General features: G+C 58.2%; 21 protein-coding genes. 7 read left to right on the top strand and 14 right to left on the bottom strand.

Features of this window, described 5'->3' with window-relative positions; genetic code table 11:
- Positions 1-57 precede the first annotated feature (57 nt).
- The 14 genes from GA829_RS13215 to GA829_RS13150 all read right to left on the bottom strand — a co-directional run bounded on the left by GA829_RS13215 (position 58) and on the right by GA829_RS13150 (position 9,962).
- A complete protein-coding gene (locus GA829_RS13215) occupies positions 58-1,461 on the bottom strand; it encodes an SNF2-related protein (RefSeq protein ID WP_195178935.1) in 1,404 nt (467 codons plus the stop codon).
- Positions 1,458-2,165, bottom strand: a complete 708-nt coding sequence (locus GA829_RS37490; RefSeq protein ID WP_195178934.1) for a GIY-YIG nuclease family protein — start codon at positions 2,163-2,165, stop codon at positions 1,458-1,460. Before GA829_RS37490 ends, GA829_RS13215 begins: the two co-directional genes overlap by 4 nt.
- A complete protein-coding gene (locus tag GA829_RS13205) occupies positions 2,162-2,497 on the bottom strand; it encodes a PDDEXK family nuclease (protein WP_195178933.1) in 336 nt (111 codons plus the stop codon). Before GA829_RS13205 ends, GA829_RS37490 begins: the two co-directional genes overlap by 4 nt.
- Positions 2,494-2,766, bottom strand: coding sequence for a hypothetical protein (locus GA829_RS13200; RefSeq protein ID WP_195178932.1), 273 nt, complete (start codon positions 2,764-2,766; stop codon positions 2,494-2,496). The genes GA829_RS13205 and GA829_RS13200 overlap by 4 nt, the downstream gene beginning before the upstream one ends.
- Positions 2,763-4,799: a DNA polymerase domain-containing protein gene (locus GA829_RS13195; protein WP_195178931.1), complete on the bottom strand. Its 2,037-nt coding sequence runs from the start codon at positions 4,797-4,799 to the stop codon at positions 2,763-2,765. The genes GA829_RS13200 and GA829_RS13195 overlap by 4 nt, the downstream gene beginning before the upstream one ends.
- Positions 4,796-5,278 carry a hypothetical protein gene (locus GA829_RS13190; protein WP_195178930.1) on the bottom strand — a complete coding sequence of 161 codons (483 nt, stop codon included), beginning with the start codon at positions 5,276-5,278 and terminating at the stop codon, positions 4,796-4,798. The genes GA829_RS13195 and GA829_RS13190 overlap by 4 nt, the downstream gene beginning before the upstream one ends.
- Positions 5,279-5,286: 8 nt before the next feature.
- A complete protein-coding gene (locus GA829_RS13185; protein ID WP_195178929.1) occupies positions 5,287-5,889 on the bottom strand; it encodes a 3'-5' exonuclease in 603 nt (200 codons plus the stop codon).
- Positions 5,890-5,949: 60 nt separating this feature from the next.
- The gene (locus tag GA829_RS13180) at positions 5,950-6,663 is read right to left on the bottom strand and encodes an ssDNA-binding protein (protein WP_195178928.1); all 714 of its coding nucleotides are present in this window, start codon (positions 6,661-6,663) and stop codon (positions 5,950-5,952) included.
- A gap of 43 nt (positions 6,664-6,706) precedes the next feature.
- A complete protein-coding gene (locus tag GA829_RS13175; protein ID WP_258052262.1) occupies positions 6,707-7,858 on the bottom strand; it encodes a DUF2800 domain-containing protein in 1,152 nt (383 codons plus the stop codon).
- 59 nt (positions 7,859-7,917) lie between these two features.
- A complete protein-coding gene (locus GA829_RS13170) occupies positions 7,918-8,472 on the bottom strand; it encodes a hypothetical protein (protein ID WP_195178926.1) in 555 nt (184 codons plus the stop codon).
- Positions 8,469-8,615: a hypothetical protein gene (locus tag GA829_RS13165; protein ID WP_195178925.1), complete on the bottom strand. Its 147-nt coding sequence runs from the start codon at positions 8,613-8,615 to the stop codon at positions 8,469-8,471. Before GA829_RS13165 ends, GA829_RS13170 begins: the two co-directional genes overlap by 4 nt.
- 202 nt (positions 8,616-8,817) lie before the next feature.
- Complete coding sequence (locus GA829_RS13160) at positions 8,818-9,033, bottom strand: hypothetical protein (protein WP_195178924.1); 216 nt, start codon at positions 9,031-9,033, stop codon at positions 8,818-8,820.
- Complete coding sequence (locus GA829_RS13155) at positions 9,033-9,227, bottom strand: hypothetical protein (RefSeq protein ID WP_195178923.1); 195 nt, start codon at positions 9,225-9,227, stop codon at positions 9,033-9,035. Before GA829_RS13155 ends, GA829_RS13160 begins: the two co-directional genes overlap by 1 nt.
- 255 nt (positions 9,228-9,482) lie before the next feature.
- The gene (locus tag GA829_RS13150) at positions 9,483-9,962 is read right to left on the bottom strand and encodes a hypothetical protein (protein WP_195178922.1); all 480 of its coding nucleotides are present in this window, start codon (positions 9,960-9,962) and stop codon (positions 9,483-9,485) included.
- A gap of 164 nt (positions 9,963-10,126) precedes the next feature.
- On the opposite strand from GA829_RS13150, the gene GA829_RS13145 reads away from it, so the two are divergent.
- The 7 genes from GA829_RS13145 (at position 10,127) to GA829_RS13115 (ending at position 16,697) form a co-directional block, all read left to right on the top strand.
- On the top strand, positions 10,127-10,468 hold the full coding sequence (locus tag GA829_RS13145) for a hypothetical protein (protein ID WP_195178921.1): 342 nt from the start codon (positions 10,127-10,129) through the stop codon (positions 10,466-10,468).
- 22 nt (positions 10,469-10,490) lie between these two features.
- Complete coding sequence (locus tag GA829_RS13140; protein ID WP_195178920.1) at positions 10,491-13,016, top strand: VapE domain-containing protein; 2,526 nt, start codon at positions 10,491-10,493, stop codon at positions 13,014-13,016.
- A 1,259-nt stretch (positions 13,017-14,275) separates the two neighbouring features.
- Entirely contained in the window at positions 14,276-14,527 is a 252-nt protein-coding gene (locus GA829_RS13135; RefSeq protein ID WP_195178919.1) for a hypothetical protein, read from the top strand.
- 27 nt (positions 14,528-14,554) lie between these two features.
- Positions 14,555-14,830 (top strand): hypothetical protein, encoded by a 276-nt coding sequence (locus GA829_RS13130; RefSeq protein WP_195178918.1) that lies wholly within the window; start codon positions 14,555-14,557, stop codon positions 14,828-14,830.
- 220 nt (positions 14,831-15,050) lie between these two features.
- A complete protein-coding gene (locus GA829_RS13125; protein ID WP_195178917.1) occupies positions 15,051-15,248 on the top strand; it encodes a hypothetical protein in 198 nt (65 codons plus the stop codon).
- Positions 15,249-15,251: 3 nt separating this feature from the next.
- Positions 15,252-15,515 (top strand): hypothetical protein, encoded by a 264-nt coding sequence (locus tag GA829_RS13120; protein WP_195178916.1) that lies wholly within the window; start codon positions 15,252-15,254, stop codon positions 15,513-15,515.
- A 261-nt stretch (positions 15,516-15,776) separates the two neighbouring features.
- A complete protein-coding gene (locus GA829_RS13115; RefSeq protein WP_195178915.1) occupies positions 15,777-16,697 on the top strand; it encodes a hypothetical protein in 921 nt (306 codons plus the stop codon).
- Positions 16,698-16,745 lie beyond the last annotated feature (48 nt).

The following is a 16,745-nucleotide window of genomic DNA, read 5'->3' as shown; positions in this document are numbered from 1 at the left end:
TCTGTTGCAATCAATAGCCGAATCTAAACGTGGAAATGTGAACATTCTACGTGAAAGTCAAGTCCGAAGCGTGAAATTGCGTATGATTCGATCCTGGGTGGCGTCTTTTGCGTTCAGAATGGTTAAGGCGCGCTCGTCGTAGGTCCCCTCGGCTATAATAGGATATATGAGAACTTGCTTACGTTGTCCCGGTCGCGGCAGTCTCGCGTTTGCCTGTTTCCACAGTTCTAGGGAGAACGTCAGGCCATACCAAGCGGCGATTCGACCCCCATATTGCAAATTTACGCCATGTCCGATCGAGGCAGGATGCGCCAGGCCGAGGCGAATTTTCCCTTTATTCCAGTCAGTTACGAAGTCTTTGCTCTCGTTGGCAACAACCGCGTGCGGAAAACGTTTTCGAATGGCATCCTTGTCGAACTTGAAGCCGTAAAAGAGAAGAATGCTTTCACCTTGGGCGCTGCCGATCAGTTCCTCAAGGGCATCCATTTTAGCGTCGTGAACATGCACGACGGAGCGATCCTCCTTGTACAGGTGTCCGTTGGCGAATTGCAGTAACTTGTTCGCGAGGACGCCATTTGACACGGCTTCGACATCGTGAGGTTCACTATAAAGTGTTTTCTCGAACTCCCGATAATCACGCATTGCCTGTTCCGGCAGCCGCACTTTCATCGGAATGAACTGCGCCTCTGCGGCAACGTTCTCCGAAGGAATTGTGACCATGATGTCAGCCACTCGCGCAAGAATTTCCGCCTCGGCGCCGGGCTTGAGCGTGACTTCATAGGTGTACTGGTTCTTGTCGAACCAACGTCGCTCGAACTCGCTCTTAGTGCGGCCGAGTCGTTCCCCTTGGTCCAGGGCGTAAATTTGTCCCCATAGATCGGCTACGCCCTGCGGTGTCGGCGTGCCGGTCAACTCGATCACGCGGCTGATTTTTCTCCTGGCGGTCGTCAGAACTCCGAACCGGGTGATGTTGCCACCTTTGCGGACTTTCACGATGCCATCCGCACCTTTTACTTTCATAGCCTTGGTGCGGCGCTGGCCGGATTTCAGTCTGCTTGATTCATCAACAACTACTGTGTCCCAAATCCAATTCTCAACGGAACCTATGTGTTGCGCCAGCCACGGCAGGTTCTCGAAATTCAGAGTCGTGATTTCAGCCTTCTTAGCGATGGCTGCCGCCCGTTCGGCGGGCTCTCCCACGGCGACGGCGTAGGAGAGAGCGCGGGTGTGAGCCCATGCACGAATCTCGTCGGGCCATGTATTCGCCGCAACGAATCGCGGCGCAATTACGAGCACATGTTGAATTTCGAACCTGCTGAGCATGACGTACAATGCGTCGAGCGTGGCACCGGTTTTGCCCTGTCCCATGTCCTGAACAATGAGCTTGGTGGGGTTTTCGCGGATGATGCGAGAGACGACTTTCTGGCTCTCTCGGAGAGCCGATCTCGGACGGGCCGTCATGGGGCAAGCAACCATATTGCGAGGGCTTTTTGTGCGCGGCGCCGCGCGTGGACAGCGGTCGAAGCTGCAGAGGTTTTGGCTCTGGATTCCGGTGTGGCCCGTGTGGCTTTCAACGACGCCAGCCGCCTGGCTCTAAGTTCGGGTCGAGCCCATTCTGCTTTCCGCGCAAGCGACATAGCTTCCCGAGCCTCATCGCTCGAATAGGCCGCCTTCAGTGCGGCCACGCGTCTAGCTTTATCACCGGGGCGAGCATGAGCAGTTCTGTGTGCGGCGGATCGTCTTGCTATGACATCGGAACGAGTGCAAGATTCCTTGGTTGCGGCCGATATCTTGGCACGAGTTTCGTCTGATGGTGGCGCTTTCATACGAGCAGCCACCGCCATTCTGGCCTTTGTTTCATCGCTAAAAATCACTTGAGCCGAACTGTCCAGCCGTAAATTGTAACCGAATGATCGTTCACAACTTTTATAATAGCCCATCCAATGAGCTTCGCGATCGGCAAGCAGAATTGGATCTAAAGTGTCAAATTTTTCTAGTATTTCGAAAGAAAAAACGGAAATCCCGTGCTTCTTAATGGCGCGTGCAAGATATCTATTTGCCGGCGCCCTCCGATGCCTAGCCCACCGCTGCTCAATTCTCTTTGATTTACCAATGTACAGTTTACCGTCAACGGTGTTACGGATGCAATAGATTCCTATCGTCATAGCAGGGGCATCATGCTTTCGAGGAATGCGATCGCATCCGCCCCGGTATAAAACACATGCACCGTCACGCCGCGATCCGCGTAGCATTTGAATTCTTCTTTCTGGCCGGCTGACAGCTTGCCATCCCGCGACGGGGTTTTGCCCTTCCGCTTCATCTCGATCACGAACATTTGCCCGTATCCGACGAACAGGCGATCGGGACAGCTTTTGCGCCCGATGTACTGAATTTTGCGGACCAGCCATCCATGGTTTTCTGCCCATGCCACGGCATCCAGTTCGCCGGCTTTTTCGTAGATTCTCGGGGTAAAATCGAAGTCATCAAGAACTTTCATGCTGCCACCTGGCGGCGCGGCGCGCGGTTGTTGAACGACCAGCGCTGATCTCGTGGGCAATCGTCCGCGCGGCTGGCAATTTCAGCCTCGGACGCGCGCGCCCGCTCTCTCGCCGCGTTCTGCTTTCCGATCCACTTCGGCGACTCGTAGCCGGATCGCGACCAAATCTTGGCCACCATCTCTTTGGCGAATGCTTCGGCGCGTCGATGAAACTCGGCATCGCGTTCGAGTTCATCGGTTGACATGTATTTCCTGCTGCTGCCGCTCATGGTGCCGTGCTCCAAAGTGCGTAGAAAATGAACCTGTTTGCTTTTGTGATCCGCAGCGGCTTGCGGGGCTCGACCTTCGGCCCGTAGAAGCCGAGATCGCTCAGGATTTCCTCGGCCTCGGACATGTATTTCTCGTAGTCGATGTCGTCGGGGAACTCGTCAGGAAGCCTCATGCACGGTGCCGCGCCGTCCGTTTTAGGCACCTTGGGGAAGTTGCCCGTGCTCGGGTGAGGTTTTGCCTTGAATATCGGCGCCCCATCCGTTGACCAGTAATACCGAACCACTTTGCCGAGGTATTCGTCCCGCCAGGTCGCACCGCCGTCCGATTTGATGACCGTGACGAACTGCTTGATGTCGTGGCAGCTGCGGATCGTCACTTCAACGGGCGTTCCGTCCTTGATCATGGCCAGCGCCGCGTCCGAGCAGATCGTCGCCTGCGGATTCTTCATCAACTGACCGCGCACCGGGTCGAAATCGTCTGGATGCTCGCTCCAGGGGTTGCCGAGCGGCCCCTTGCGCTTATGCCCGCCGTCCGCCTTGATCGTGAAATACGAATTCACCGACTGGTTATAGAGCGACCTATACTCGCCAAATTCGAGATCGAGCGTGGTGTCGGTTTCCCATTGCTGACAAATGTCGGCGAGCCGCGACGGCTTTAGACGGTCGCCATCCAGTCCCGCGTAGTGCTTGCGCGGACATAGGAACATGACGCCATCTGTGTTGCCGCTGACAACGCTGATGCCGGCGCGTTCGGCCCGCTCGATCAGCATCAAAAGCGTCAACTGTCCGGTCAGCGTGACCGAGATCAGGAGATGTGGTGCGTAGAGAACGCTGTACCGGCTGCCGAGCTTCCCGTAGACGCCGTTGAGAGCGATCTTGAAGCCCTTGTCCTTGACCTTGCAGGCTTCCAGTTCGGCTTCGAGCGCAACCTTTCGGTCGGGATCATTGACCTCTTTCAGTTCGATCTTGATGGCCTTGGCGCGCTTTTTCGCCTTCAGCCGCTCGCCCTTGATCTCGCGATAGACATCCAGGAAATGCTTGCCGAGGGCCTTCGGATACAGGCCGAGCATGAGGATGATGGCCGGATACTGTGAAGCCACGTCAGCATCGACGAGAACGTGGGTTTCGCTCGAATGGACGGCACGGTTGGACTCGGTTGAGTGCAGCCCGCCGATACCCATCTGATAGGTCGTATCGCCGATGGTAATTGCGGTGTCGGACAGCCACTTCGGCATGTCTACTTTGCCGTCATCAGTGATCGTGAAATCGGTTTCGCGAAGCTTGTCGAGGATTGCCTGCAACTCAGGCGTCTCGAACTTCATGAAATCGGGAATGGGATACCGGAACTGCGTACCGGCCTTCACACCAGCCTTTTCGGCCCGGCTGCCCGACAACTTCTCGACGCGCGACTTGACGATCATCTCGCCGATCTGCGCATCCGATTTGCACATGAAATTCTGGTCGTAGAGCGGCCCGAGGGCGCGGCGCAGGTCCAGCGGCTCCTTAAGCGCGTTGAACAGGTTCTCCGTGGCATCCAGATCGGAATGCAGGCAGTAGTTGCCGACGATCTCCATCTGCTCGGGCGTCAGCCACAGGTCTGGATCAAACGGCAGGTCCTGCAACTGTTTGCCATGCATTCGACCGTTCAGCGCCTTGAGACTGGCGAATGCGTTGGGCTGCGGTTCGATCAGATCGATGTGCCGCTTCTTCAGGTCGAATGGGATGCGGATGCCGAGAAGGTCTTCAACCTCCCACCAGGGCACGCGGCCCTTGATGATCCGGTCGGACGCGGCCTTCAACTTCTCATTGGTCACGTCGTCTTCGAGCGAATACCAGAGCATCGGCAAGTCATAGGAGAGACTGTTGAAGCCGATCGTCGTGTGCCGCAGCAACACGTTGCGCACGTAGGCGCGATCATAGACCGGCTGTCGGCTGCTATACTCGACACCGACGCGTTTGCCGTCTTCTTGCCTCTTAAAACCGACATAGAAGAAGCCGTGGTAGCACTCGATATCCGTAAATATTGTGCTCAAACCAGCAACTCGTCTTCGAGGTAGAAGAATTCGACGTGATGCTCGTCGCCGGTTATCGCCGAGAGTTTTTCTGCATCGGCATGTAAAGCAGCCTGCATTTCCACGCTGAAACCCGGCTTTTGACTGTGGGTCCAGGCCGTCAATGCCGCGTCGAGCGCTTCCTGGGGAGTATCCCCGAAGCACGTCTGCCCCGGCCCGACCTGAGCATGGATAGTCATGCCGCCGTTGGTGTAGCCGACGACCCAATCCGGCCCTGGTGGTATCTTGGAGATGTCGAGCGAACGTTTGCTGACCCATCGGCCGCCGATGTAGTCGAACTCACCACGATAAACCTGATCGAGGATCGCACTATCGACTTTCTCGCCGGGGCAATCGGTTGGCATCGCCCCTTCTGCGCCGCCGCAGATGGTGCAAAGGCCGAGGCCGCCACGGCAGACGAAGCATTCATGGTCGTTGCATTCGTGAAGGATATGCTGCATGGTGAGCCTCAAATATCGAGCAGATCGTCGGATGCCGTGGTGGGAGTTCCAACCTCGGTCTTGATCGGTGTCAGCCGGCGCAGTCCCTGCCAATAAACTGAGACCCAATTGGCCTGGTGCTTGGCATCATCGAGCGCGGTATGCGCCACTCCTTCGAGTTTGCCCGTAAAGCTCACAACACCATCGGCCAGTTCCTTGATCGTGCGACAGTCACGCACGTTCCAGAACTTCCATGGTGCCTGCTTTTCGAGGATGCGTCCGAAAGCGTATTCGAGGATCGAAATGTCGAAGGACGATCCGTTGCCCCAGGGGTGGATATCGTCGCCGTGCTTGCGGCAGAATTCGTGGAATTTCTCGAAGACGAGTTGCGCTGGATGCCTGCCACGCACCACTTTTTGCCGCGCTGCGTCACCTTGGCCGAGCCACCATTTCAGCGTCGATCCAGAGACGCGCCCGTATCGCAGCGCGTCCTCCACGTCGATCGCAGCGTCAAAGGTCTCGCCCTGCTCACCCGTATTTGGGTCGAAATAGACCGCGCCGATGGCAACCACGGGTGCATTGGGGGCTGTGCCCATGGTCTCAAGATCGATCATGCAGTGCGTGAATTTCATGTGATTTTCCCGTTAAACGTGAGAGAGAGACGGCGGCCGAAGCCGCCGCCAGTTGCCGGATCAGAGAAGCAGATCGTCGGACTCGGAAGACTTGCCCGACTGCGACGGGCCGCTGTCGAACGTGTCGTCGTCTTCCAGGTTGTCGAAGTCGTCGGCATCGACGTAGATACCGCCGCCCATGCGCTCGCCGTTTTCATGCGAACGGATGGCCTCGATCGAGCAGAAGATGCCGCGCGAGCCCTTGTCGGTTCCGTAGAAGGACAGGATCACGTCGGCATAGCAGCCGCCGTAGAAGATATCGAGGATTTCCCCTTCGCCGAACACCATGTTGGCCTTGATCTGCTCGCCGGTCGCCTGGTCGCGAAGAACGCGCTTGCGGCGATCGAGAAGCTTCGGACGCTTGGTGCCGCCGCTAGGCCCGTTGGCGGTGACGGCGCGATTGCCCTCATAGCCGGCGTAGACCTTGCCCTCCTTGTTCTTCCACTTCTCGCCCTTGCGGTAACAGACCCGCTTCGGAGCGTCCTCGGCGATCGTCTTGTATGCGTCCTCGTTCTTGAACGCCTGCAAGCCGGCCTCCTTGAGCGCCCCAACCACCTTGGCGTTATTCGCCTCGAATTCGGGCTGGTCAGCTTCGAGAATGAAGTTGCAGCCGTGCGTTTCCTTGTCGGATTCCGCGCTGGTGGTGGCCTTGTCCTTGAGGCGATTGGTGAAGGAAAGACGGACACGCTTCAACTGGACGGTACGACCGTCCCCTTTGTTGCTATCGGTAGCCATTTGCAATGTTTCCTGTTGTCAGTTGCTCGGTTGTGGCGGTTGCTTAGTCCAGATCGTCGAACTGGTCCGCGAGAGGCACTAAGGCCGGTCGGGGATGCTCGGCTGGCACCAACTTGGGTTTCCCAGGTGGCCGGTCTACCAGCTTAAGAAGGGCGTCCCAGGTCTCCGGGTGTCCCTTCTTTCTCTTGCCCGGCTTCACCAGTTTCTCGATCTCGGTGATGCCGATCAGATTTCTCGGTTTGAACGCCTTGTCGCCGAGCGCTGCTTCGAGCAGTTCTTCGGCCTTCTTGGCATCCTTGAAATATCGGTCGCCTAAGTCGCCATCGATAGCCTTCGAGCCCGGATCGGGGTTCCCGTTGATGGCTGCGTTCAGACTGTCTTCGTGCTGCTTGGCGAGCCACGAACGGATAACGCTGGTGTGCTTGACAATGTGCCAGCGGCGCTCGGGTGTGATCGTGATGCCGTCGATAAGCTTGGGCTCATCGCCTTCCAAGTCCTCGAACGCGTCTACGATCATGTTGATAACCCAAGCGTTACGGGCCGGGCAGCCGCCTTCGACATCCTTGACGGGGCACCAGCGGCACGCCTTATCGCCTGGGGCAAACTCCACGTCGCCCGCTTCGATCTTGGCGTAGACAAGCTTCATTTCTTCGCCAAAGGCCAGCAGTTCGGGGAGCGTGATGTCCCAATATTTCATGCCGCCCGCGCGAGGCTGGTCGATATTGAGTACGACCTTTTCCACATGCGGACGGCCGAGATACTCCCACACGCCGAGCGCATAGAGCCGCAACTGCTTCGTGCCAACGGCCTCGACCGGAACGCCTGCGCCGTACTTGAGATCGCTCACATAGAGCGCGGTGGTGGACAGCAGGAAGTCTTCCAGCCAGCCCGTGTCGCAGGTGCCGAACTGGCCCGGCAGCCAGGCCGACAGATCGACGCGGATTTCCACCAGCGGCGCGCCCGTATGCTCGCGCACCCAATCGATACCAGGCTGCAGGTGATCGGCCATTTCGTCATCGACGGTGTATGTGAACCCGTCTGCACTGATCACAGCGCCGACGAAGTGAGATGGATCGAGCCCGAAGTCGAGACACATCTCACGCACTTCATGCGCTACGGTGCCCTCGGCCGACCACTCCGACGACTCGCGGTCGCGTATCTCACCCGTCAGATGCAGACTGTCGATGAGCGCCACCGATGCAGTGCAAGTTGACCAGCGGTCGCAACCGGAAGGGGAAAGGCGTGCGTGGGCAGTCAATCGAAAACCTCCCTCACGATTTCCCACAGTGCCGCCTCACTCATGGCCGCGTGACGCATGAAGTCGTTATCGGGCTTCTTGCCGATCGGGCAGAACACGCGGACGGGAATGTTGCGCGGCTCGCCCTTGAGCATCAGCGTTGCGGTGGGCTGGTTCACGAACGTCTCATGGATCGAGCCTGCCGGCAGCCGGTAGCTTTCACCCACAGGCACTACATGCGCGTGATAGGGCGTGATCCGCACCGACTCGCCGAGCGGCACCAGAACCGTGTCTTCGCCCTCGCGGACCTGCGGCGTGTAAACGTCATGCGTCGCCGGCTGTATTCGCTGCGGATATGCCTTGTAGACCGCGTTGCACATCGCACCGCGCAGCACGAAGCTGTAGAAATCGAAGCGATGGTCGTGAAGCTGCGTCGCCTGGTTCTGGCGCGGGATGCCCTGGTGCCCCCAAACGTTGACCCGCTTGTTGTCGGGCAGGTCGATCTGGATGAAACCATTTCCGTGGACTCGAATGCCCGAGCCCTGCTTCACGATCTCGTCAAACGTGATCATGAGAAGTGCCTCACGATGACGGCTACCCACATGGCCACGCCCACGCCGAAGAATGCCCACGGTGCCACCCGGTCAATCCAGGCAAAGCGATCGGGGATATAATCCGAGCCGACTGTCGGCTTGTAATAGCGGGCCGATTTCATGGCCGGTTCTCCATGTCCCCATCGGCGGTGAACGGCCCCTCGAACGTAACTTCGGGGTGGCCGAACTTCCTGCGGGTGGCCTTGTCAAAGAGGCCATGGGTCGTCGAGTAGTTGTTGGGAGACTCCGTTAGGATTCTCGCAGGGAAACGCTTCTCACCGACCACGACCAGGTGTCGGTACTTTGGGAAAATGGCGGGCATGGTTACTCCAGTCGCGTTGTGAGAAATGCCGTCCACATGAGCATGGCGATGGTGAAGCTTACGAAGTAGACCGTTAAGCCCCACCAAGCGGCCGGCAGCGCGTAGATCGCTGGTGGGCCAAGCAACAAGATCGGCACTGCCAACTTGATCGGAATGCGAAGCAGAAAGCGCAACGCCAGTCTGATGAATAGGTTGATCGCTATGGACAACAGGAACATCAGGCGTTCGCCAAACAGCCGAAGCGACCTTTGACCTGTTCGAAGGGAATGCCGCTACGCTCCACGATGGTGTTGCATTCGGCAAGCTGACGCCGCGCCTCGGCGCGGTTCGCCCGATCGCGTCGAGCGCGTTTCTCATCGCCGCGATAGCTCGGGTAGATGCCCCGGCTCCGACGCCTGCCCACGGCCTTCATCGCGTTCGCCTCGTGATATGGGCCGGACGTTTTGAAAGATGACAGTGAGGCCATTGCGAGGGCGGCCAATGAGCCCATGAGAGAACCTATACGCATCGCTTTTCTCCTTGTGTTGAGGCGCTTGAGGGGCGAGCGGGAGGCCGCAGGGACAACCCGTATCCGAGAGCTTGGGAGGATGTGTCTCGGAGCCCGCTCGCCGCTGAAGCGCCTCCCGGCAGCGCGCCGGGAGGAACTGCGTTCAGTCGATGCGCAGGATCAGATGTCGAGGTCGTCGGACTTGGCTTCGGCCGGCTGCGTGATCGCCCCCTTGGCCTTGAGCGCCTCCATGTTCTTCTTGAACACGTCGACGGCGTCTTCCTTGATGTGATCGGCCGCCGTGGCCTTCTCGACTTCCGGCTTCTTGATCTTCTCGTGGTTCAGCAGGTTGCGGACCTTCTCCTTGCGGGCTTCGCGTTCCTCGGGACGGTCGATTTCGGTGACATAGCCCGCGATCATTTCCTTGATGCCCTCGTAAGGGTTCTTGCGGTCTTCGGGGCTGGTCGAAATCTGCCCCTTGTCGGCTTCGGCCACCTTGGTTTCGGTGGTCTTCGCGGTGTCAGTCTTGCCCTTGCCGGCGTTGACGGCAGCCGTGACCTTCTCCACGGCCTCAGTGCGCAAGGACAGCAGGTCCTTGGTGGCGGCAAGAAGGTCTTTCATGACGGCGGTATTCTCGGTGATGGCAGCTTCGAGGCTCATAATGTCTCCTAGTGATGGGTCAAATATCACGTCAAACGTGAATGCATCGTCGTTAAAACACGTTTGGTTTCACGTTTCAAGCCCGATGCGCAATAAATTCACGTTTAACTTGATTTTGTAGATCGAGACCGCTAAGGTCGGGAAAATCCAACTTAGGGGACACAATGCTACCCACGTCAGAAACGACCGAGGCAAAGCCGAGGATCACGGGCCGACCAAGCAAAGTCAGCGGGCCTCCCCTGTATGAGAAGGCCCTCTACAAGGTGCTGCTCGAAAAGCTGCCGTCCAAATTCATCAAGTTCGGTCGTCTGGACACCCAGGCGATTTGCGACGGGACGGGCAATGCGCGCTTCACCATCTACCGGTGGCTGAACGAACAGAAGCTTTCCAAGAACGCCATTCGGTCGCTGCTCACGCTGTCGTTCGAGAGCGACGAAGCCAAGAAAAAGGGCAAGTTGAAGAAGGCGGATTTGATCCCCTTCTTCGATCTCGGCGACGACCTCTGATTCCCGCAGGGGAAGGCGTAAAATGGCAAGTGCTCCCACGCTCGACGGCGTGCTCGGTTCCGTCCGCTCTCTAATCGAAGCGGGCGCGTCACTACATTGGCTTGTGCCGTTCGAAAAACGTCCGATCGAGACCGCATGGTCGACTGCTCCGCTGCAAACGGAAGCGGACCTACGTGATTCGTATCGACGAAACGCCAACATCGGCATCCGGCTCGGTGAGCCGTCGAAGACCGCTGCCGGCTACCTCCACGTTCTCGATCTCGACATCCGCAAACCGGAACTCGCCGCCGAGGCTTGGGCAGCGGTCGAATCGCTGTGGCCCGAGGCGCGTTCCCTTCCATCGGTGATCAGCGGATCAGGCGGCGAGAGCCGTCACCTGTATTTCGTCGCCGACGCTCCCCTGCGGAAGAAGACCCTGGCGCAGTCCACGGGCTCTGAGAAGTTTTGGGACGAGCGGCTGCAGAAGATCGTCGTCAAGCGTGACTGGATGATCGACCTGTTCGGAACGGGCGTTCAGGTCGTGCTGCCACCCTCGATTCACCCCGACACGAAGTTGCCCTACATTTGGGAACGGCCGCTCGATCTCGACATGATCGAGTTCGGCATCGGTCCGATCATTCCCGCCGCGACGGTCGAAGCTTGGGGCGCACGCACGTCGGTTGCGGAGGAACCGGAAGACGAAGACGATCTTTTCGCCATCGTCCGCACCGATCCGATGGACCTGGATGACGCGCAGATCGCAGACATCCTCAAACACATTCCCAACGACGCGGCCGGCGCTCACTATGACGACTACGTGCAGGTCGGCATGGCGCTGCATCACCAGTTCCGTGGCACCAAGGCGGGCTTCGACCGGTGGTGCGAGTGGGCGAAGCAGTCCGATAAGTTTGATGCGAAGAACGCGGCCGTGCGCTGGCGCTCCTTCAAGCAGGACTCCAAGAACCCCGTCCGCATGGCGAGCCTGATTCAGATCGCCAACGCCAACAAATATTCGCTCGATCTCGATCTCGAAGAAGACGACTTCGACCGCCCGACAAACCTACCCGTCGTCATCGACACCGGGAACGACCTGAGCGATTTGCTCGGCGACGCCAATGATCTCAGCGATTTGCTCGGCGACGCTTCTCCACCCGCCGCGAAAGCGGTCAAAAGCGACATTCTGGACCCTGACTGGCAGCAGAAGTTGCACCGCACCGAGGAAGGCGAGCTAAAGAGCACCCTCCCCAACGTCGCCCTGGTGGTCAACAACGATCCGCGCACGCGCACAGTGTCGGCCTTCAACCAGTTCACACAAGAGATCGTGCTGATTGCCGGGCCCGGCCGCGTCAAGAAGAAGCGCGACTCGAGCCACGAGCCCGTCAACCTCGAAGGCGAGCTTTGGGACTTGAAAGACCAGCTGAACGGCGACAACTGGACCGATAGCCACGACACCGCGATCCGCACCATCATCGAGAGCAAGACGCAGTTGAAGGGTTACGGCATCAAAGTCTCCGACCGCGATCTGCGTGGCGCAATCGACATGAGCGCTCGTCGCCGGTCGTTCCATCCGATCAAGAAGCTCGTTGAGTCCGTCACCTGGGACGGCAAGGCCCGCGTCGAGACCGTCTTCATCGACTACCTGGGCTGCGAAGCCAACGACTATTACCGCCAGGCGTCGCTGATGACCTTCGTCGGCGCCATTGCCCGCATCTTCCGGCCCGGACACAAGTTCGATTTCGTGCCGATCCTCGAAGGCGTGCAGGGCAAGGGCAAGACCACCTTCATCGAAATCCTCGGCCTGCAATGGTATAACGAACTGACCGGCGACATCAGCGATCCCAAGCAGATGGTCGAAGTCATGCAGGGCTCCTGGATACTGGAAATCGGCGAGCTTTCGGCCATGCAGCGCTCGGAAGTCAACGATCTCAAGGCGTTCGTCAGCCGCACGCATGACAAGGTGCGGCTGGCATGGGAGAAGCGGGCGAAGGAGTTTCCCCGCCAGTGCATCTTCATCGGCTCGACCAACGACCGCGAGTATCTTCGAGATCAGACGGGCGGCCGCCGCTTCTGGCCGATAGTTTGCCAGATTGTCGGGCAGATCGACAACCCGAAGCTGCGTCGCGAAGTCATGCAGATATGGGCGGAAGCCCTGCACATTTTCCGGGCCATGGAGCAGCGCTACAAGACCGATACCCTGCCGCTCTACCTGACCGACGAGGCCGCCAAGCAGGCCGTCGTGATGCAGGAAAGCCGCCGCGTCGAGAGCAGTGAGGAAATGCTGGCCGGCAAGATTGGGGCATGGCTTGAGCAGCCGATCGGCACCGATGACCGCTTCGACGACCTGGACCTGACCGCGCCAAAAGCCTTCCGCAATGAGACCTGCGTGCAGCACATTTGGGAGGAAATGCTCGGCCGAGACGGTTCAATCCCGCACACAGAGTCCATCAAAATCGGCCGAGCTATGCTGCTCGTCGGCTGGACCCGCACCGAAGGCCCGGTTACGGCGCGCGAGATCAACAAGAAATTCGGAAAATGCCGGGTCTACATTAGACCGGGTGTTGCATTATAATCGATCATCGAATGTATTGCACTTGAACCCGCTTCGGCGGGTTTTTTGTTGCCTGATGCACAGCAATGGATGATCGCATAGGTTCCACTTCCTATTTTTCGCAAATGGAACCTATCGCATTTCCTCCCCCCAATTCTCAGTCTCTCACACTCTCACATGGATTCCCATATAGTTTAAAATGGACCCCCTCACGACCACCTGCCGGCTTTAGCCTGTCTCTTGTTACTCCCTTTATATAAACTACCTTACTTTTAGACTGAGAAGACTGAGAGAGTGAGAGAGTATTGATTTTGTTACGTTTTTTCTCTCACTTAGGGCACAATCAGACTGAGAATAAGTGAGAACTCGTTTCACTGAGCAAAATTAACCAGAAACCGGTTAAACATGAGGAATACTTACGTTTGAAATCGTTTCTCTGTGCTGAATTTCAATTTGTATGTGAATCGCGCTCGGTGTCCCCCGCATCCCGGCGACCGGTCGAGGAAGGACCCAAAGCCACTATCCCATTGAAATCATTGACTTTTTCGCGTTCGAACGTATCGCATTTGCAGATTGATCCTATTCGATTTGACCTGCTAACCATCTGAATTCATTAGGTAAATGTGTCACGCTGCCGCCATTCGCCACCACCACGGGCAGCGCTGCAGCAAGTCAACGCGTTGAATTCATTAGGGAAAGGCGTTGCGATAGGTCGCATTTGAGACCTGCCGCCATGTCGCCGGCCTAGCTGCAATGGGCCCATGGGGCAGCACGGCAGCACGGCAGCACGGCAGCACGGCACCTGGCAGCACGGCACCTGGCAGCACGGCAGCACGGCACCTGGCAGCACGGCAGCACGGCAGCACGGCAGCACGGCACCTGGCAGCACGGCAGCACGGCAGCACGGCAGCACGGCACCTGGCAGCACGGCAGCACGGCACCTGGCAGCACGGCAGCACGGCACCTGGCAGCGGGGCAGCGGGCAGCGGGCAGCGGGGCAGCGGGCAGCGGGGCAGCGGGGCAGCGGGGCAGCGGGGCAGCGGGGCAGCGGGGCAGCGGGGCAGCGGGGCAGCGGGGCAGCGGGGCAGCGGGGCAGCGGGGCAGCGGGGCAGCGGGCAGCATGTCGCCGGCCTAGCTGGCACGGGCTCAGCCATGGAAGGAATCCCGCGCGCATGAGACGTGGCACAAAATAGCGTTTGACTCGGCAGATAGTTTCACGTTTAATGTGAAAGTCACTTAACGGAGTCGAGACCATGGGTAGACCTTTCTGGACTGAGCATATGATGTCGCAAGGCAAGTTTCAGCCTATCGCCGATTTGGTTGCATCTGGATCGCATAAGGTCGAGATTTTCGGCAGCGCTGCCGATGGTTGGCAAGCGTTTCTGGTCGACGCGGATGATTTGTGTTGCATCTCGATCAGCGGCATTTTCCACCGCGCAACGGGCGATACAATGCGAGCTTGCCGAGATGGCGCCGCGCGTTGCTATGGGCTGCCGGTTTCCAGCGTCAAGAAAACGCGCGACTGGCTCTAGCTTTCACCTTTAACGGGAGATTCACCAATGCTTGCAAAATTAATCGCTGCCACGCTTGCCACGGCTGCCGGCAGCTTCGCTATTGCCTTCGGCCTTCCGCCTGAGACCGCAACGGCGCCAGTCTATCAAATCGAAGTCACTACGTATGACGGGCAGCTTTTCATTGCCGGCAGCGGCGACGATTGCCGCGCGGCTTGGCAAGGCGCCGTTGTGCCGAAGGGTTGGCAAGAAATCGTTTGCGTTCAAGCCGGGCAGGCTGAGCTTTTCCCTTTTCCGGTCATTTCACTTCTAACGGGAGAATAACGCCATGAATCACGCTCACGCAATTTCGCTTATCACGCTGGCGCGCCACGCTTGGCAGCACGGTTTCCCGATAACGGCCGATGTCTACATGAGGCAGGCGCTGGCTTGCCTTAACCGGACAAAAGACACGCGGCACAAGGCGGCACTTTTCACCATTCGTAACAAAATGCGGCCGCATGTCGCGGCAGCGCTGAGCCCTTCGCGGGCAGGAGTCTAGACCATGTTGACCCAATTGCAGCATTTTGAATCAGCGCGGCGCCGTATCGCCGATGCCAATATCACATTTTTGGAATTGGTGAATCATCCTACCAATCCCCTAACGCGCGAAGATTTGGCAGCCAATATCAAGCGGCGCCCGGCGACCTGGCAGCGTTTCGCCGGTTTTCTCGATAAACTACCGTCGCGGGCAGGAGTCTAGACCATGTTCGCTTTCTACCAATTGAAGCGCTGCAGCGTTCTTTTCAACATGCGGCTGCAAATCGGCCTTTATGTCGATTGCGAGCGGAAAGAAGCTCATTTCAGCATGTCCGTCGACGGCCGCATTACGCCGATAACGTGGACTGAGCCGCGATGGTTTGAAGTCGAGACGCCAGCAAAGGCGGAAGATTGGTTTCGGCGCATCGCTATGGATTCAATCGCTGAGCGGCTTTGGATCGAAAAGCGCAACGCGGCTGCAGAGGCTTAGGCCGGCGCCGGTTTCACCAATTCACAAATCAAGGAGTCCACCATGTTCCATAGTTCATACAAAGGCGCTTCTATCTATCGCAACACTGAGCCCGGCTATCGCATGCGCTGGACTTCGCTTTGTTTCGGCAGGCGATACGCCGCAGACACGCTTGCGGGAATTCGGCAACTTATCAGCGACGACATAAGCCAATTGATTTTGAAGCGTCGCTGAATTTCACGGCCGCGCCGTCGCATTTCACAACAAATCAAGGAGTCCACCATGACAAACGACCTGCTTTTGAACGCGTATCGCTTCCACCGCTCGACCACTCGCACCGCTCGCAAGTGGGGAATTCCGTCGCGCAATCCCGCATGGGATGCTTTGAACTTGGCCCGCGCCGACGTTGCGGCCGGCAAAACCCGATATCCGCGCGACCATTTCGCGGCCGTTTGCTGGCAGCCGGTTGACGCTGATTCCCCTTCCTATGCGCGGCGCGCGGAACGGCTTGCTTTCGTCCAGAACGTCGACGGCGCCGGCTTGCGGCATGTCGGCAACGTGGAAGCGGAATGCGGCAGCCGCAACGGCTTCTGGTCAAACCGCGACTCGTGCGGCTGGTATAGCGACAATGATCAACAGGAAACGATTTACGGAGTCGTCTACCAGCTGACCGGCCGCGACGGTAAAGCCCGGTTTGTGGCAGGCTATGCAAGCGCGGGAGATTGCGACGGGCTGCCGACTCTCGACTTCGGCACAATCTACTCTGAATTCGTCGGCGATTATGCATATCGCGAAAGCGCAACCGATATCGAGGCAGCCCGCGACGCTGCCCGCGCGGCCGATAGCATGGCGCAACATGCGGCCGAGACAGAACGCGATTATCAAGCCGCATGGCAGGCCGGCAGCCGGTTTGCCGGGCTTGCCGAGACCATTGCAGCCAATCGCAAGGCCGCGCTTGAATTGCTGAGCGAACGGCGCCGGGCTGCCAGTGTCGACCAGGGCGCCACATACCAGGCAATTTGCAAGGCGATACGCGACAAGGTGGAGTCGCTATTGGAAGCGATGAGCGAAGCCCGCACGGAACGCGGCAAGCTTAAGGCAGGCGACCATATCAACGAATGGCTGCCCGGCTTCTGGACTGGCGACAAGCGGCTGCAGGCGGCATTTAATGATGGCGCTGGCGAATCCATCTTTTCCGTTTGACTCGCCTGTTAATTTCACTTAAAAGGTGAAAGTCACTTAAAAGGAATT

The organism is Mesorhizobium sp. INR15, assembly GCF_015500075.1.
GTDB lineage: Bacteria > Pseudomonadota > Alphaproteobacteria > Rhizobiales > Rhizobiaceae > Mesorhizobium.
This window is presented reverse-complemented; position numbering and strand designations above follow the sequence as displayed.